This window comes from Candidatus Nanohalovita haloferacivicina, assembly GCF_029232205.1.
Classification (GTDB): domain Archaea; phylum Nanohalarchaeota; class Nanosalinia; order Nanosalinales; family Nanosalinaceae; genus Nanohalovita; species Nanohalovita haloferacivicina.
Window position 1 is genome coordinate 224,306 of the sequence record NZ_CP107255.1, and the last position, 13,898, is coordinate 238,203.

Genomic DNA, 13,898 nt, shown 5'->3' on the forward strand with positions numbered 1-13,898 from the left:
GTGATCCACATAGTAGAGAAAACCCAATACCAGGAAGTTGAATGCTTCGAATGCGAAAAATGTGGATTTCACTACGAGGGAAAAGAACTGGCTGAAAAATGTGAGAAGTTCTGCCGAGAAAAAGGAGTATGCAGCTTTGAGGTAACCACCAAGTCACTTGAAAGAGAAGCAGTAACATAGGATATCGGAAGGCAACAACAGAATAATAGATAACTAAACATATTGCAGTGTTTGGGTTTTCAACCCTCCTCTATATGCCAACGGGCGTACACGAAGCAAACCAACCCCTAAATAACCAGTTCATATCCACAAAAACCAGTGTTTGTAACCAATATCTGCAAATCTCCTATGCGTAGGTGTTTGACCCCTATCAGTTATCCAGGTATTTGTCAGGTATATCCATTTTCTCATCTTTGAACAATATACCTGTCATCTCTCCCTTCTTCCGATCCCAGACAGTAATATCAAAACCCATCTTACCAGTCAACTCAGGGTCAAGCGGAAAGTAGTCAGGATTCCTCTTAATACCTTTATCCAGAGTATTCTCCACTAACTGTCGATACTGGTTTTCACTCCAGTCACGGACATCTCTCTCAGTACCCACCTGCTTAATAGTCAACCTAACCCTGCTCTGAGCTAAGTTCGGATACTCCTCAGCCTTATCCTCAGGAAAAGGATGCAAGAGCCGAATGAAAATCTTGAACCGTGGAAGTTCCTCAGACATAAACAACTCCGCACTATATCGCATTAAGAAGCTAACCCGTAAGCAATAGACGGGTAGAAAACAAATCTGGATGGTTTCAATATTGAAACCTGTTTTCTGAACCGTTTCAAATTTGAAAACCTTTATAACCCGATATACCGCCCTTTTCAGCTACCATGAGCGGCTACAACTTCAACAACTACGAAGAAAACAAAGACTTACCAGAGACCCCTACACTGTTGCGAAAATTGGTCAAAGATAAACTGGAAGGCGAAGACTTTGTTTCCAACCGAAAAATTCGGCAACACATAGGCAAGCAAGAACAAGTCGAACACCTCTCCGAAGACACCGTCAGAACACTGCTCTCAGAAATCCTCAACTGGATGAAACAACAAAACCAGGTAGAAGTAAAGGAAAAAGACTCAGGCAGCCACCTCAAAGAAAAACACTGGAAACTAATATCTTAGTCCTGATTTTCTATATAGTCGAGCTTTTTCTTGTGAAGTCTATTGGCTCTCTTGAGCCTCGTTACGCTGGTTAATGCCTTGGTCAGCTTGTCTCCGAAGGAATTGTCTCTGTTTCTTTCCTTGCCGTTTAGCAGGTCGAGTATGAAGTTGAGTTTTCGTTCTTCTCCCCAGTCTCCGATCTCTTCCGCTACATCTTTCAATGGTATATCCTCCTCTATCAGTTGTTCAGGTGAAAAGGAGTTCTGGTCTCTCCATTCATCCAGTATGTCCCGGTTGTTCATTCGGTCAGCCTCCAATAGGTTGTATCTGATACTTCTTCGCTATCTGGTTCGTATTTGATTGCTATTCCCAGCTTCTGCAGGTGTTTCAGGGCTTTCTGAACTGTTCTTTTATCGGCGTCTATCGCTTTTTGGAGTTCGTATTCGGTTTTCGGTCTTTTCTTCAGTTCTTCCTGTATCATGTCTCGTATTAGGTTCTGGCTTCTTCGACCATCTGTCTCGTGCTTGGAGAGTTCTTCTCTCACCATTTCCCTGATGAATTCGTGGATTTCGTCAAGTTCTTCCAGCTTAACCATACTTCAGCATACACCTCCGGGTTTTGTCCGAAGTAACGGATACCTCTTTATAAAGCAGTCATAGGTTAAGCACCATATCTGCCGGTCAAAAACTGGATATGAGTCATTCGCCATGGGATACCGTCACCTCTTTCAGTTGTTTGTAGGCTTTCCAGTATCGGCAGTTTTCTCCATGATTATTGATTGCCTGTATCTTGTTTCCACAGCTTTCACAGATACCGTTCTCTACTTTAGGGAAGGAAGTGCATTCAACTGGATTTCCTTTTGAGTCTACAGGAACGAAGTATCCGCCACCTGTTATTCTACGGGGTAGCTCAACAAAATACTGTCCACATTCGAGGCAGCGATAATCCCAGTCTCTATCCTCATTAGGATCGGCTACTTCTCCTTCCCAGTTTAGCATCCAGTTTCGTAGTTTTTCGTGACGGCTATCTATCTCCCAGATTGCTGGCGGATTTTCTTTCTCAAGAGGCTGACCGCATCTATGACATTTGTGACCGTAGTTCGTTGCACATTCAGAACAGACAGAATACTTGCCACAGCAATCCCAGTTAGCTCGCTTATTCAAGGCTCCTCACCTCTTTTCTGCCATTCAACGAAACCGTCTTCTAGGCATCCGTCTGTCCAAACTATCTTTCCGTTTTCCATTCTTCTACAGTTGCAGGCATCTGGATGACCTGGTATCGGTTGGTAGATTTTCGAGTCTATACCTCTGTAGCGCATTTTTCCTCCTGCCTCGAAATGCCGGGTATCGCATCTAGGACAGGTAAGAGTTTCTTCGAGTTCATATCCGCAGTGTTGACAGTTCATAGAGTTTGTTCACCTATGTAGTATTATTTTCAAGCTGGAGCTTCGCAACATGGTATGCGTAGTCTTCTCCAACTACCGGCTCTAACTTGATTTTATTCGAGCTATCCAGAGAATAAACAACTTCCGTCCGTGACTCATCTCCGAGTTCCTTATCCAGATCGGGTAAAGGCATCTCCTGGCTCTCCTGCTGGTTAAGTATGCCGATGGCTTTTGCCTCGATCCTATCCATTCTTTTTCACCCTGTACTGCTCACGGCCTGCTTCCTTGCGGGTTTCGAAAACGCTGTTTTCGTGGATAGCGTCGAGAACTTCTACCTTGTCATATTCTTCACTAACGAGATACTGTGCGTTCTGGACTGGATTCCAGCCATCGCCTTGGGATGCTTTGTGGATAGTCTTGGCTGGTTCATCCAGTTCTTGCTTCACGGAGTTCACGGATTCACTTTGATTCTGCGAAGGGGAGTCCTGGTGTTTATCCGAGCCCTGTTCCTTTTCCTGCCCACCCCCTTCCGTTTCCTTCGTGTAACGGTGAAGTTCATGAACCTCTTCATCGTCCTCTTCGGTTTCCTCAATCTCCCTTTTCTTGGCTATCAAGTTGTCTATCTCTGTTTTATTGAGGAACTGGATTCCCTTGGGTTCAAGTCTTACTCCGCTACCTGACTTTGTAGCTACAAGTTTCTCGGCTTTCAGTTTCTGCCATTTCTCTTTCACGGTTCGTTTGCTGTCGCCGAGTTTCTCTGCCAGTGCTCCGGAAGTATTCGCCTCTCGACCTATCTCCTTCAAGATAAGCAGTTGATCTGCGGAGAGTTCTTCAACCAGTTCCTCCAGTTTATCCTGGTCAAGCGTAGTCTTCTCTCGTTCCTCTTCCAATAGGCTCTTCATTCCAAGCCGTTCCATTACCTTCTCGAAAAACTTCTTGACTCGTTCAACATGCTCTTCCGCAACCGTTACTTTCTCGTCCTCAACTGCGTGTTCAAGGACTGCTTGTGCTACGCAGAGCCGTGTAAGCTTTTCTCTAAATGCTCGGCTGACTACTGGTATGCTCTGGAAGTTGTAGCCTTTCATCATATTACTGGCTTCGACTCTGATTCTCTCCTTCGCATCATCAGTGTACTGAATATCTTGTGGTTTCAGACTCCATGCCCAGAGAACATGCTTCTTGTAGAAATCATCACTGTACGGCTTCTCCGAAGCTCTTGCCTGAGCTATCTCGTCCTCTGTAACGTCTTCAGCTAGGAACGGGATATACAAGTCCCACCGCCTGATGTCAGGCCCCGAACTGAAAGTATTCGTATCCTTAATTGCCTTGGCAGGTTTCGGGTAATGTAGGGAGATGGGTTCTTTCGGCGGATTCATAGCCCCGATAATCCTGACTCTGGCAGGTGCCGAACCTTTGACGCTGCGGTTTACATTTACTCTCTGATCTTCGAGTATCTCTCGCAGGTTCTTCATTTCTTCTTCGTGTAGCTGATTTAGCCCATCTAATCCAACCAGTCCCATGTCGTTGAGTGGGAGAACGCCCCATTCGATGACTCTCTGTTCTGTGTTGATTGTGTAGACCAGTCCTGTTCTGCTGCCTGTTTCTGCAGAGGCGTATTCTCCGAGCCGGTAGTGGTCTTTGGTCAGCTCCTTTATCTGTTCGGACTTGTATGTTCCTCCGTCTCCGAAGAAAAGTAATCGGAGACTGCCTCGCTGTATCTTTCCCTCGATATTCGGTATGAGAGGAGGGCTGTGTGCGGTAAGCTGTAATGCTTTTCTGGCGAGCGGTCTACCGACCATGTCCGCAGCTATCATTTCACAGGCGTTCTCAACCGCCCAGTTTTCGTTGTATGCTTCGTGTTCTTCTTCGTCAAGTTCTATTTCCTGGAAGCTTTGTTCCTCTGGTTCTATCTCATCTCCTATCAGCACCAGCTGGTCATTATTGCTGTTGACGTGGACTTCTCCTCTGACTTTGACCGATTTAGAGTTCGGTATTTCTTCGCCTATGATGTAGGCTGGTATGCTGTTGTTCTGGTTGGCGTTGAACTGTTCTGTGTCCTGTAGAAGGTTCTGGAGCTTCATCCAGGATTTATCGAGGTATTCTTCTATGGTGTGATTCCAGCTGTGGTTGTTCTTGTCATCTATACAGTCTGTCCTGCTGTTCTTCCATGCGACTATGCTTTTCAGGATATTGTGCTGGTTCTTGTTGGAGAGAAGGAAGCGATGTAGCAGTTTCTCCTCCATCATATCTCCTTCCCAAGTTTTTCCGCACTTCGGACACTCAGCTGTTACTTTCCATGGAATTCCCATTCCCTGCTTCTGTCCCTTAATCTTACCTCTGACAGAAATCCGAATATCCACAAGGTCTGAATCAACATCAGCAGGGCTGTAAGATCTATGGACATCGAGAAAATGTCTTGCGTCTTCTATCAGTTCTTCGAGATCGTAGCCGTTTTCCGTCGTCCAGTCGTCTAAATCCGCTTTTTCTGGCCTTTCTTCACTCCATTCGTGGACTATGACTTTGTGCTCCTCTACTAGGCTGTCGCCTGTTTGCCGTGCATTCTCCCTACCCGTATCGTCGTTATCAGTTACTATCAGAATCTGTCTGTAGTTCTTGGCGATAGCTTTGAGTTCGTTGAGGTGTCCTTCAAAGCTTCCGCAGGCTGCAGCAACAGTATCGTATCCTGCTTCGTAAGCGGAGATGGCGTCCGGATAGCCTTCCGTCAGTATCAGCGTATCGGAGTTGTCTCGGAGCAGCTTGTAGATGTCGTTTTCTACAAACTCGTTCCCACTGCTTTTGGCCTGCTGGTATTTCTTGTGTTCTTCCTCTGCGTTGGGATCTCGACACGTTACGAGGTATGGCTGGTCGTTTCTCTCCAGATGCGGAATCAGGTATGTGCCGTCTCCCTGCCCCGTCATCCCGAAGTGGATTCCTGTTTCTCCAAGTTTCTCGCCGTACTCCTGTTTCAAGCTGTTGAAAAGTTCTTCATCCATCCAGCCGATCCTCAGGTCTTCAACGGTCTCCTTACTCCAGTTTCTTCTCTCGTCCAAGTTTTGGTAGTGTTGCCGTTCCAGTTGTTCCTGTGCTTTCTGAACTACTTCTTCCTGTATCTGTCGGATTTCTCTCCTCTTTTCCCGTTGCTCCGAGCTTTTAGCTTTCTCATCAGGTATTTCTATGTCAAGTCCGTGCTCCTGAATCAGTTGTTTGGCTGCTTCATAGTTGCTGACTCCGCCTCTCTGGGCTATGTAGTTGATTAAGTCTCCACCTTTAGCCTTGCAACTGTGGCATTTCCAGTTTCCTGACTCGTAGATTTTGAGTGCCGGGTCGCTGTCTCCACAGATTTCACAGTTCAGCTTGTTTCCCTCTACATCAGCAACATCCGAGAAATCCAGCTTTCTCTTGACTTTGTAGATGAGGCTCACTACTGTTTCACCTGTCGCTTCCTGTTCTTCTCTGGGATTTTGTCCTCCAGCCGTTCTACTGCGTCTTTTGCGTGTTCTACCAGTTCTTTCGTATCTTTCTGGTTGCTGAGTCTTCCAGAAGTCCGCTTGATGACCTGACCCCAGTAAAGTGCTGTGGCAGTCATATGAGGCGGTTTATCGGTGTAGAGGCGGTAGACGAACTCCCACTTGAACCGTTCCGTTGTAATTTCGACCACAAATCTCTGCCCATATTTTCTGGATTTCTGCATCCTGCTGGTGGTGTCGATAATCTCTGCCATCAAAAGCTCACCTCTCTCCAGACGCTTTTTTGTCCGAGGAACGGTTCTTCGTGGATGTGTTTCCAGAACTGACCGCAGTCCTGACACTTCCAGATGCTTTCGGTCTCGAAGCGGTTGACATCTTCGAACTTCAGTTCTCCACCGCATTCACAGTTCTTCTGTGGCATTACTGATCACCCTCCATGCTCTCTACGAATGCGTCTACCTGCTTCTTCGCCTTTTCTACTGTTTCTATGTGTAGGAAGTAGATAGAACGGTGATACTCGATTTCATCAGAGATTTTCAAGATTTGGAAGAGAGCGAAGTCGTTTTCCGGAAGATATATGTCGAACTCATAGAATACATCCTCCAGATAGACGGTTTTGTGAACCTTCTTCCATGTGTCATTATCGTAGACTCTGCAGTTACTGTCCACCACTGACACCTCCGAGAAGAGCCGAACTTTTTTGAAGCGATATATTGAGAAACTCCATGTTAGAGTTCACCTCTCTCCTTGGCGGGTTGGACGGTGCTCTCGGCGGACGTATTTTCGTCCGCCTTCTCTTCCACTTCCAGTTGATACACTTGGTCTGGTTCTCTGCTAACGAAGTGTTCGGGATGATCGGCGTTCTCCAAGTCTCTAACGCTGTAATGTTCGATTGTCTTCTCGTCGAGCTTGACGATGTAGAAATGGCTTATATCCAGATGTAGGTGCTCAGAGCCACAGATACGGACTCCGCAAGTTACAGGTCTAACTGATCGTACCTCCTTCTGCTCCACTGGATCGGTTTCTAACTCCTTCTCCTTTCTACGCTTGACAAAGTAAGTCCAGGTTGCAGTGAAGTGTTCTAAATCATGTCTCGGCATCCACTGGAAATATTCCCGAAGTAGAGAGACTACATTCCAGGGGTAGCCGTTCCAGTGCTTATAGGTCAGAACTTCTTCTATTCTTCGCTCTGTCTCTTCAGTCTCCTGGTTCTTCCAATTTCTTTCCTGCTGGAAGAGAATCTGGCATCTAGTTGCCATTCTTTACCACCTTTTCCTGCAGTTCCTCCCAGTCGTTGAAGCTATAATTCCTGTCTCGGAGAAAGACGGTGACTGGTTCTTTGAGCTCCTTTCCAAGTTCTCTTACCTGCCGATTCTTGTCGTTGCAGAAAGTTTCAATCAGCTTCAGGAAAGCCTTGAGTTCATCTTCGATTTCAGGCCGTAGTTCCTCGGCGTCGCTGGCTTTCTGCCATCCGCTTTCAAAACATCGCATGATGTAAAGTTTAGCTTCCTTCTTGCTGCATCCGTCCTTCCGGACTCTTTCAGCGTACTTTTCCACTGTTCCCCGTAACCAGTTTCTCTGACCTTCTGCCGAGTTAAGCGGATTGCAGAACTCCTCTCGACCTTCTCCGTTTCCGCTTTCCTCAGTATTGAAGAAGTTATAGTTACTCACCGATCATCGACCTCGTTTTCTGAACTTCTTCCCTCAGAATCGGGTTCTGGAGGTTTTCTACAGCCTCCTCTGAGGCTTTCAATATGACCTCCAAAGCGTCGGCAAGCTTTTCTTCTTCTCTATGCTTCACTGCCTGCCACCTCTGATTGAAGAAGATGAATTTTGGAGCTTCCCTTTTGCAGTATTTTTATCTGGTTTTCAGTAGCCATGGACGCTGTTTCGCCCTGTATAGTAGGGCGGCTGTATCCTGTTGCCTCCACAAGCTCTCTCTGTGTAAGTCCGTAGTCTGCCTCTTGAAGTGCCTGGCAGATTTCACGTCGGATTCTATTCATTTTTTGACCTCCTGTGGAGGTCTGGAGTCCCGAAGAGCTTATAATGGGCTGAGCTAAACAGAAAATACAGATGTTGTAAAGGCTCTACGACGGTTTTAGCCCGTTTTTGTTTCTAAGAAAAATCGTGTTCAGAAAATGTATTCCTTAAATCTTCCACCGAGACAGAGAATGCGGATAATTCAGCATCAGTTAGTTCTCCGTCCTCCTCTAGTTTGAAATGCAACAAATCTCCTTCATCTGAGAGAAAATTAGGGTTGGTCTTCCTACGCCATAAATCGATCTTCTCTAATGTCTTGACAATTTCTTCAGGGTAACTTTCGACGTAGCTTTCTGTGCCGATTGGATCGCCGAATAGTTCTTTCTCTTTTTTAAGCGTTCTTAAGGCGTCTGCATCCATTTCTACAGCCCTAAATAGTTCATCCAGTAGCGTGAAGCACACCTGTTTACCTTCGTCGGTTTCAACTTCCGTAATCAAGCTTTCAGGCGTGAATAGGTTCTGTAAGTAAGAGTCCAAGTATTTCTTCTCGTTCTCTCCCAGCTTGTAGCATACTTTCTCGAACAGTTCGATTGCAAGACTGGAGATTGCTTTGCGGTTTATTCTCCAGTACTTCTTGTTGCCGACTGTCTCAATCTCTACAAAGTGAGGTTGTTGCTCAATATCTGTGCTTTTTAGACAGTTCAAGTAGCTTGAAACTTTGGCAGGGCTTCGGCCTATTTTTTCTGCGATGTAGTGGTGGCTGGCATATGCTTTTAGATCAAGAACGTAGTCTTGCTTTTCATAGTCATATTCAGCTGCCTTCACAAGTATTCTGTGGCTTTTTACCGCACTTTCCTTTTTGAACTCCACGCTAAAGTCATCTTCCTTGAGGTATCTTTCCAGCAAGTCTGGTTCTTCTATTATTTTTTGTATATAATCTGAGTGGCTACCAATTGATAAGCAAGCAAAGGTAGCGTTTACAGATTCTATACTGCCCGTAGAGGTATCAGGGAGATTAAGTAGCTCCAGCTTTTCCTCAGTCACCGGTATGTATAACTTCACATGATTACGTAGTTCGACAAGTTGTAAAAATCTGTCACCTATAGATAACAATTAAAACAGTTCCGAAGAATACGCAAGTAAAAACCTATCTCCCTATCCCGCATCGTATCAATAGTAAGGTTGCGGTGTCCGGGATTTGAACCCGGGTCACCGGCTTGGAAGGCCGGGGTCTTAGGCCACTGGACCAACACCGCGTCTGGTAAAACTGTCTTTGTCGGTAATTTTCTTAAGTAGTTAGGCCTTTGATTTTCTGGTTTTTTATTTGGTGGGTGTTGGTTAGTGTTTTCAAGGTTTACTGAGTATTGTTTGGTATGAAAGATCAATTTGATGAAGAGTTCACGGAATCTGCTGTGGAGGATATGGTTGATGACCTGATTGAATCCAGTGAAAGTGATGGAAATCCTAGGAAGCGTTTTGCAGCTGAAGTGAATGAAGAAGGGCCTGAGAAGCTCGGTAGGGAGCTTGACGAGAATGAGGTTGAGTTCCTTCTGAACAACAGGACTTCTATGGATAATGATGATATGGAGGAGTTTCTCAGAAGGGATAAAGAGTTCCAGAAGGAGGATTTCGGCCAGTTTTCAAATACTGAGGAGAAGTTTCTTCTTCAGAACCACTCGTCTATGAGCGTTGATGATATTGCTGAAAAGATTGATAGAAGTCCAAGGGCTGTCGAGATGCAGCTTAGGATTATGGGCCTAGGTGACAGCGTTGACAGATAAGAATAATGCCCGTGAGAAGGCCCTGGAAAGAGCTAAGTCCCAGTTGAGGGAGGAAGCCCCGAAGGACCAGCTAGTAATCAAGGCTGTAAAACTACTTGATCAGACCAATAACAGTTTCCATGAGGAGTTTGAACGTTTCAAGGACTGGTACTCTATTTACTTCCCGGAATTCGTCGAGGAGATCTCCGAGGAAGAGCATATGCTGAAGATTCTCTCCAAGGGAGGCCTGAAGAGAGAAGAGGTCAAAGGGTTTGAGTCAATGGCTGAGGAGTCTACAGGTAAGGCCTTGAGTGATGCTGATCTTGAGATGCTTCAGAGCTCGTTTGACATGCTTCAGGAAAAGTATAATTTGATGCAGGATCTTGAGGATTACGTTGAGGAGGCCATGAAGGATAATGCTTCCAATCTTTCTACTTTGCTTGGGCCTTTGCTGGCTGCAAGAGTTATGTCTGAGGCTGGAGGCCTTGAAGAGCTTGCAAAGAAGCCGGCTTCCACTATTCAGATGCTTGGAGCTGAAAAAGCATTGTTCCGTTACCTGAAAGGAAAAGGAACTCCGCCGAAACACGGCATTATCTTCGAGCACGAGTATGTGAATACTCTTCCTGAGGATAAGAGAGGGAAGATGGCTCGTTTCCTGGCTAACAAGGCCGCTATGACTGCCAGACTTGATATGTATGGTGATAAGGAGAAGGGCCAGGAGTACAGGGAGAAGGCCAGAGAAAAATATCAGGAGCTTAAAGAGGAGTAGGTTATGAAAGAGATTCAACCCGGAATTTTCTCTCAAAATGATAATCTTTATACGAAAAATCAGGTTCCGGGCCAGCAGGTTTACGGCGAGTCCTTGCAGGATTTTGAGGGCGACGAGTACAGGGCCTGGCATGCGAACCGTTCAAAGGTAGCTGCCGCGGTTAAGAACGGTATTGATCTAGGTGTAGAACAGAGCGATGATGTTCTGTATCTTGGTGCAGCCTCAGGTACTACAGTTTCTCACTTTTCAGATTTGCTTGTTGATGGCTTTGTCTTTGGCGTTGAGTATTCGGAGACGGTTGGTAGAGATCTGGTTAAGCTCGCTGATTCGAGAGGAAATATTGCACCGATTATTGGCGATGCCAGAAAGCCTGAGGACTACAGCGATCTTGTTCCGGAGGTTGAAGTGGTTTTCCAGGATATTTCCCAGCGGGATCAACCGGAGATATTCATCAAGAATGCGGAAAAATTCCTGAAGGATGATGGTATAGGCCTTATTGCGGTCAAGGCCCAGTCGATTTCATCTTCTAGAGATCCTGAAGATGTTTTTGATGAGGCTGTTGAGAAGCTTGAGGAAAGATTTGAGGTTTTAGATCGTACGAGGCTTGAGCCTTACGAGAAAGACCATCTTTTCCTTAAATTGAAGAAAAGATAGTTATTGGAGTTCTGCGGCCTGTTCTTTGGCCCAGTCATATCCTTCGTCTTCGAGTCTTTCTGCCAGTTCTGATCCTCCTGATTCCACTATTTTTCCGTCTACCATGACGTGTACTCTGTCTGGTTCTACGTAGTCGAGGATTCTCTGGTAGTGTGTGATCATCAGGATTCCCTGGTCTTCTGAGGCCAGTTTGTTGATTCCTTTTGCCACGATCTTCAGTGCGTCGATGTCGAGGCCTGAATCTATCTCGTCTAGAATTGCATATTTTGGTTCTAGTACGGCCATTTGCAGAATCTCGTTTCTCTTCTTTTCTCCTCCTGAGAATCCTTCGTTGAGGTATCTTCTTGCGTATTCTTCGTCCATGTCCAGCAGGTCGAGTTTTTCTCTGAGAAGTTCGTTGAACTCGCTCTGTGGCATCGGGTCTTCTCCGTCTTCCTCTCTTTTTGCGTCGATTGCTTCCTTCAGGAATTCTGCTACTGAGATTCCCGAGATTTCTGCTGGGTACTGGAATCCCAGGAAGAGGCCTTCTCTTGCTCTTTCGTCTGTTTCTTCGTGTGTTACGTCTTCTCCGTCAACGAGGATTTTTCCGCCGTTGATTGAGTATACTGGGTTACCCATCAAACTTTTGCATAGTGTGCTTTTTCCTGATCCGTTTGGACCCATGATGGCGTGTATTTCTCCTGGATTAATTTCCAGGGAGACGCCTTTCACGATTTCTTCTTCCTCTACTGAGACTTCCAAGTTTTCAACTTTGAGTGTCATACAATTTAGGTAGGCCTAAAATTTCTTAAGGTTCTTCCAGATTCAGCGGATAGAGATATATTGTTTTTTCTGTAAATAGTTATTTCCGCAGTAGGTGATACAGAATGGTTGAAATTTACAGGGCTGAGGCCCAGGACTTGAATGAATTTGTTGAAATAGTTTTAGAGTACAGGCCTTCATGGGAGGAAGAGTATAACGTGTCTAATTCCGTTAGAGAGGATGAGGACTTCTTCTACCTTGATATTGAAGCTGACGAAGATCTTTCGGAGGATATTGTCGAGTTAGGTAATCTTCTGAATGCGAGAGTTACCGGTATTGGCGGTGAGGCCGAAAGATATTTCCTTTCGGTTGGAAAGAATTCACTCTGATTTTTTCAGTGCTTTCTGAGCTGTTTTCAGGCCCAGCATTGCACATTTGGTTCTCATAGGAGATATCTCTATGTCAAGGGTATCTATTATCCAGTCTCTGTCAAGTTGTTCTACTTCATCAACCTTTTTCCCTTTGATTTCTTCTGAGAGAATTGAGGTGGCGGAGGTGCAGATTGCGCAACCTTCTGTCTCGTGTTTCATTTCTTTGACTTCTCCGTCTTCGATTTCCAGGTAGATTTCTGTGTGATCTCCGCAGCTTGAGTTATCGCCTTCCGCACGGAAATCTGTCTCCAGAGTTCCCTCGTTTCTTGGTCTTTTGTAGTGGTCCAGTATTTCTTCTCTGTACATTTTCTTTTCTCACCTCTTGAATACTTCGCGGGCTTCTCTGACTCCTTCCAGGAATTTTTCGATATCTTCTTCGGTGTTGTAGATGTAAGGGCTTGCTCGAGTTGCACCGTTTACATCAAGTTCTGTCATCTGTGGTTGTGCGCAGTGGTGGCCGGCCCTCACAGCAACTCCATGCTGGTTCAAAACCTCTGCGACATCGTGAGGGTGGGCCCAGCTGGCTGTGAATGAGACCAGGCTGGCTCCTTCTGGAGAAAGTACGTATACTCCTTCTATTTTTTCGAGGCCTTTGATCATTTTCTCTGTTAGTTTCTGGTCATGTTTCTTGACTTCGTTCATGTCAAGTTTGTTGAGGTAGTCTATTGCGGCGCCAAGGCCTACTGCTCCTGCGATATTTGGTGTTCCAGCCTCGAATTTTTCCGGTGGGTCCTCCCATTTGGCCTTGTTTTTCTTTACTGACTTGATCATTCCGCCGCCTACCTGGTATGGTTCCATGCTTTTGAGTACGTGTTTTTTGCCGTAGAGCACTCCTATTCCTGTTGGGCCTAGCATTTTGTGGCTTGAGAAGGCCATGAGATCTATTCCGAGTTTCTGGACGTCTACTGGCATTCGGGGTACTGACTGTGCTCCATCGAGTAGTATGTATGCGTTGTGGGCCTTGGCGATTTCAATTATTTCTTTTACAGGGTTTTCTGCTCCGAATACGTTTGACATGTGTGATAGGGAGACGAGGCCTGTGTTGTCGTCTATAAGTTCTTCTGCTGACTCTACGCTTAGTTTGCCGTTCTGTGTTTCGATGTATTTGATGTCTTTTCCGTGTTTTTGGGCGTTTTTTCTCAGTGGTAGTTGTTCGCTGTGGTGGGCCATTTTTCCTACTACTATGTCGCCCATGAAGTCCAGTGATTCTGCTACCAGGTTGTAGGATTCGGTTGTGTTTCTTGTGAATATTATTTCGTCTGGTGTTTCTGCGTTGATGAAGTCGGCTACCTTGATTCTTGATTCCTGGTATAGTTCTGTGGATTCCTGTGAGAGGTTGTATAGGCCTCTTCCTACGTTTGCGTTTTTCTGTTCGTAGAAGTTTTTGATTGCTGAGGTTACTGTTTCTGGTTTGTGGGTTGTTGCAGCATTGTCAAGGTAGTGGAGGTCTTCCCTGTTCTGGAATATTGGAAAATCCTCCCTTATCTCATCTGGATTCACGCATTATCTTAACTTCTGAATCTTTTTATTTCAACTTAATTATAAAGAAGAAAGAAGGAAAAA

The 13,898-nt window shown here is 45.5% G+C and carries 24 protein-coding genes and 1 tRNA gene; 6 read left to right on the top strand and 19 right to left on the bottom strand.

What is annotated here, in order from left to right:
• The gene (locus HBNXNv_RS01255; protein WP_347721025.1) at positions 1-180 is read left to right on the top strand and encodes a hypothetical protein; all 180 of its coding nucleotides are present in this window, start codon (positions 1-3) and stop codon (positions 178-180) included.
• 190 nt (positions 181-370) lie between these two features.
• Here the strand turns inward: HBNXNv_RS01255 and HBNXNv_RS01260 are convergent, their stop codons facing one another.
• Complete coding sequence (locus HBNXNv_RS01260) at positions 371-724, bottom strand: hypothetical protein (RefSeq protein ID WP_347721026.1); 354 nt, start codon at positions 722-724, stop codon at positions 371-373.
• A gap of 155 nt (positions 725-879) precedes the next feature.
• Between HBNXNv_RS01260 and HBNXNv_RS01265 the strand changes: the two genes are divergently transcribed.
• Positions 880-1,170: a hypothetical protein gene (locus HBNXNv_RS01265; protein ID WP_347721027.1), complete on the top strand. Its 291-nt coding sequence runs from the start codon at positions 880-882 to the stop codon at positions 1,168-1,170.
• On the opposite strand, the gene HBNXNv_RS01270 is transcribed toward HBNXNv_RS01265, so the two are convergent.
• The 15 genes from HBNXNv_RS01270 to HBNXNv_RS01340 form a co-directional block, all read right to left on the bottom strand.
• Complete coding sequence (locus HBNXNv_RS01270) at positions 1,167-1,451, bottom strand: hypothetical protein (protein WP_347721028.1); 285 nt, start codon at positions 1,449-1,451, stop codon at positions 1,167-1,169. The two genes, HBNXNv_RS01265 and HBNXNv_RS01270, sit on opposite strands and share 4 nt — an antisense overlap.
• Positions 1,448-1,744 carry a hypothetical protein gene (locus HBNXNv_RS01275; protein WP_347721029.1) on the bottom strand — a complete coding sequence of 99 codons (297 nt, stop codon included), beginning with the start codon at positions 1,742-1,744 and terminating at the stop codon, positions 1,448-1,450. The genes HBNXNv_RS01270 and HBNXNv_RS01275 overlap by 4 nt, the downstream gene beginning before the upstream one ends.
• Positions 1,745-1,847: 103 nt before the next feature.
• The gene (locus HBNXNv_RS01280; protein WP_347721030.1) at positions 1,848-2,312 is read right to left on the bottom strand and encodes a hypothetical protein; all 465 of its coding nucleotides are present in this window, start codon (positions 2,310-2,312) and stop codon (positions 1,848-1,850) included.
• Positions 2,309-2,554, bottom strand: a complete 246-nt coding sequence (locus tag HBNXNv_RS01285; RefSeq protein ID WP_347721031.1) for a hypothetical protein — start codon at positions 2,552-2,554, stop codon at positions 2,309-2,311. The genes HBNXNv_RS01280 and HBNXNv_RS01285 overlap by 4 nt, the downstream gene beginning before the upstream one ends.
• A 13-nt stretch (positions 2,555-2,567) precedes the next feature.
• Positions 2,568-2,783: a hypothetical protein gene (locus HBNXNv_RS01290; protein ID WP_347721032.1), complete on the bottom strand. Its 216-nt coding sequence runs from the start codon at positions 2,781-2,783 to the stop codon at positions 2,568-2,570.
• Positions 2,776-5,955, bottom strand: coding sequence for a toprim domain-containing protein (locus tag HBNXNv_RS01295; protein WP_347721033.1), 3,180 nt, complete (start codon positions 5,953-5,955; stop codon positions 2,776-2,778). The genes HBNXNv_RS01290 and HBNXNv_RS01295 overlap by 8 nt, the downstream gene beginning before the upstream one ends.
• Complete coding sequence (locus tag HBNXNv_RS01300) at positions 5,955-6,254, bottom strand: hypothetical protein (RefSeq protein ID WP_347721034.1); 300 nt, start codon at positions 6,252-6,254, stop codon at positions 5,955-5,957. Before HBNXNv_RS01300 ends, HBNXNv_RS01295 begins: the two co-directional genes overlap by 1 nt.
• Positions 6,254-6,421 (bottom strand): hypothetical protein, encoded by a 168-nt coding sequence (locus HBNXNv_RS01305; protein ID WP_347721035.1) that lies wholly within the window; start codon positions 6,419-6,421, stop codon positions 6,254-6,256. The genes HBNXNv_RS01300 and HBNXNv_RS01305 overlap by 1 nt, the downstream gene beginning before the upstream one ends.
• A complete protein-coding gene (locus HBNXNv_RS01310; protein WP_347721036.1) occupies positions 6,421-6,672 on the bottom strand; it encodes a hypothetical protein in 252 nt (83 codons plus the stop codon). Before HBNXNv_RS01310 ends, HBNXNv_RS01305 begins: the two co-directional genes overlap by 1 nt.
• Before the next feature lie 56 nt (positions 6,673-6,728).
• Positions 6,729-7,259 carry a hypothetical protein gene (locus tag HBNXNv_RS01315; RefSeq protein WP_347721037.1) on the bottom strand — a complete coding sequence of 177 codons (531 nt, stop codon included), beginning with the start codon at positions 7,257-7,259 and terminating at the stop codon, positions 6,729-6,731.
• Positions 7,249-7,671 (bottom strand): hypothetical protein, encoded by a 423-nt coding sequence (locus HBNXNv_RS01320; RefSeq protein WP_347721038.1) that lies wholly within the window; start codon positions 7,669-7,671, stop codon positions 7,249-7,251. The genes HBNXNv_RS01315 and HBNXNv_RS01320 overlap by 11 nt, the downstream gene beginning before the upstream one ends.
• Positions 7,664-7,801 (bottom strand): hypothetical protein, encoded by a 138-nt coding sequence (locus HBNXNv_RS01325; RefSeq protein ID WP_347721039.1) that lies wholly within the window; start codon positions 7,799-7,801, stop codon positions 7,664-7,666. Before HBNXNv_RS01325 ends, HBNXNv_RS01320 begins: the two co-directional genes overlap by 8 nt.
• Positions 7,791-8,003: a winged helix-turn-helix transcriptional regulator gene (locus HBNXNv_RS01330; RefSeq protein WP_347721040.1), complete on the bottom strand. Its 213-nt coding sequence runs from the start codon at positions 8,001-8,003 to the stop codon at positions 7,791-7,793. The genes HBNXNv_RS01325 and HBNXNv_RS01330 overlap by 11 nt, the downstream gene beginning before the upstream one ends.
• A 112-nt stretch (positions 8,004-8,115) precedes the next feature.
• Positions 8,116-9,042, bottom strand: coding sequence for a hypothetical protein (locus HBNXNv_RS01335; RefSeq protein WP_347721041.1), 927 nt, complete (start codon positions 9,040-9,042; stop codon positions 8,116-8,118).
• A gap of 121 nt (positions 9,043-9,163) precedes the next feature.
• Positions 9,164-9,236, bottom strand: a tRNA-Gly gene (locus HBNXNv_RS01340).
• Between the two features lie 117 nt (positions 9,237-9,353).
• Here HBNXNv_RS01340 and HBNXNv_RS01345 point away from each other — a divergent pair.
• The 3 genes from HBNXNv_RS01345 to HBNXNv_RS01355 are packed head-to-tail and all read left to right on the top strand — an operon-like array spanning position 9,354 to position 11,163.
• The gene (locus tag HBNXNv_RS01345; RefSeq protein WP_347721042.1) at positions 9,354-9,761 is read left to right on the top strand and encodes a hypothetical protein; all 408 of its coding nucleotides are present in this window, start codon (positions 9,354-9,356) and stop codon (positions 9,759-9,761) included.
• Entirely contained in the window at positions 9,751-10,509 is a 759-nt protein-coding gene (locus HBNXNv_RS01350) for an NOP5/NOP56 family protein (protein WP_347721043.1), read from the top strand. The genes HBNXNv_RS01345 and HBNXNv_RS01350 overlap by 11 nt, the downstream gene beginning before the upstream one ends.
• A gap of 3 nt (positions 10,510-10,512) precedes the next feature.
• Positions 10,513-11,163 (top strand): fibrillarin-like rRNA/tRNA 2'-O-methyltransferase, encoded by a 651-nt coding sequence (locus HBNXNv_RS01355; protein WP_347721044.1) that lies wholly within the window; start codon positions 10,513-10,515, stop codon positions 11,161-11,163.
• Here the strand turns inward: HBNXNv_RS01355 and sufC are convergent, their stop codons facing one another.
• The gene (gene sufC, locus HBNXNv_RS01360) at positions 11,164-11,925 is read right to left on the bottom strand and encodes a Fe-S cluster assembly ATPase SufC (RefSeq protein WP_347721045.1); all 762 of its coding nucleotides are present in this window, start codon (positions 11,923-11,925) and stop codon (positions 11,164-11,166) included.
• A gap of 104 nt (positions 11,926-12,029) precedes the next feature.
• On the opposite strand from sufC, the gene HBNXNv_RS01365 reads away from it, so the two are divergent.
• Positions 12,030-12,293 (top strand): hypothetical protein, encoded by a 264-nt coding sequence (locus tag HBNXNv_RS01365; RefSeq protein ID WP_347721046.1) that lies wholly within the window; start codon positions 12,030-12,032, stop codon positions 12,291-12,293.
• On the opposite strand, the gene HBNXNv_RS01370 is transcribed toward HBNXNv_RS01365, so the two are convergent.
• Both HBNXNv_RS01370 and HBNXNv_RS01375 read right to left on the bottom strand, forming a co-directional pair.
• Positions 12,285-12,641, bottom strand: a complete 357-nt coding sequence (locus HBNXNv_RS01370) for an iron-sulfur cluster assembly scaffold protein (RefSeq protein ID WP_347721047.1) — start codon at positions 12,639-12,641, stop codon at positions 12,285-12,287. The two genes, HBNXNv_RS01365 and HBNXNv_RS01370, sit on opposite strands and share 9 nt — an antisense overlap.
• A 9-nt stretch (positions 12,642-12,650) precedes the next feature.
• A complete protein-coding gene (locus HBNXNv_RS01375; RefSeq protein ID WP_347721048.1) occupies positions 12,651-13,835 on the bottom strand; it encodes an aminotransferase class V-fold PLP-dependent enzyme in 1,185 nt (394 codons plus the stop codon).
• Positions 13,836-13,898 lie beyond the last annotated feature (63 nt).

Excerpts from the sequence above, each read along its gene's own strand:
- HBNXNv_RS01260 (WP_347721026.1), bottom strand. The coding sequence starts at position 724 with ATGTCTGAGGAACTTCCACGGTTCAAGATTTTCATTCGGCTCTTGCAT.
- HBNXNv_RS01265 (WP_347721027.1), top strand. The coding sequence starts at position 880 with ATGAGCGGCTACAACTTCAACAACTACGAAGAAAACAAAGACTTACCA.
- HBNXNv_RS01270 (WP_347721028.1), bottom strand. The coding sequence starts at position 1,451 with ATGAACAACCGGGACATACTGGATGAATGGAGAGACCAGAACTCCTTT.
- HBNXNv_RS01275 (WP_347721029.1), bottom strand. The coding sequence starts at position 1,744 with ATGGTTAAGCTGGAAGAACTTGACGAAATCCACGAATTCATCAGGGAA.
- HBNXNv_RS01285 (WP_347721031.1), bottom strand. The coding sequence starts at position 2,554 with ATGAACTGTCAACACTGCGGATATGAACTCGAAGAAACTCTTACCTGT.
- HBNXNv_RS01290 (WP_347721032.1), bottom strand. The coding sequence starts at position 2,783 with ATGGATAGGATCGAGGCAAAAGCCATCGGCATACTTAACCAGCAGGAG.
- HBNXNv_RS01300 (WP_347721034.1), bottom strand. The coding sequence starts at position 6,254 with ATGGCAGAGATTATCGACACCACCAGCAGGATGCAGAAATCCAGAAAA.
- HBNXNv_RS01305 (WP_347721035.1), bottom strand. The coding sequence starts at position 6,421 with ATGCCACAGAAGAACTGTGAATGCGGTGGAGAACTGAAGTTCGAAGAT.
- HBNXNv_RS01315 (WP_347721037.1), bottom strand. The coding sequence starts at position 7,259 with ATGGCAACTAGATGCCAGATTCTCTTCCAGCAGGAAAGAAATTGGAAG.
- HBNXNv_RS01330 (WP_347721040.1), bottom strand. The coding sequence starts at position 8,003 with ATGAATAGAATCCGACGTGAAATCTGCCAGGCACTTCAAGAGGCAGAC.
- HBNXNv_RS01345 (WP_347721042.1), top strand. The coding sequence starts at position 9,354 with ATGAAAGATCAATTTGATGAAGAGTTCACGGAATCTGCTGTGGAGGAT.
- HBNXNv_RS01355 (WP_347721044.1), top strand. The coding sequence starts at position 10,513 with ATGAAAGAGATTCAACCCGGAATTTTCTCTCAAAATGATAATCTTTAT.
- sufC (WP_347721045.1), bottom strand. The coding sequence starts at position 11,925 with ATGACACTCAAAGTTGAAAACTTGGAAGTCTCAGTAGAGGAAGAAGAA.
- HBNXNv_RS01365 (WP_347721046.1), top strand. The coding sequence starts at position 12,030 with ATGGTTGAAATTTACAGGGCTGAGGCCCAGGACTTGAATGAATTTGTT.
- HBNXNv_RS01370 (WP_347721047.1), bottom strand. The coding sequence starts at position 12,641 with ATGTACAGAGAAGAAATACTGGACCACTACAAAAGACCAAGAAACGAG.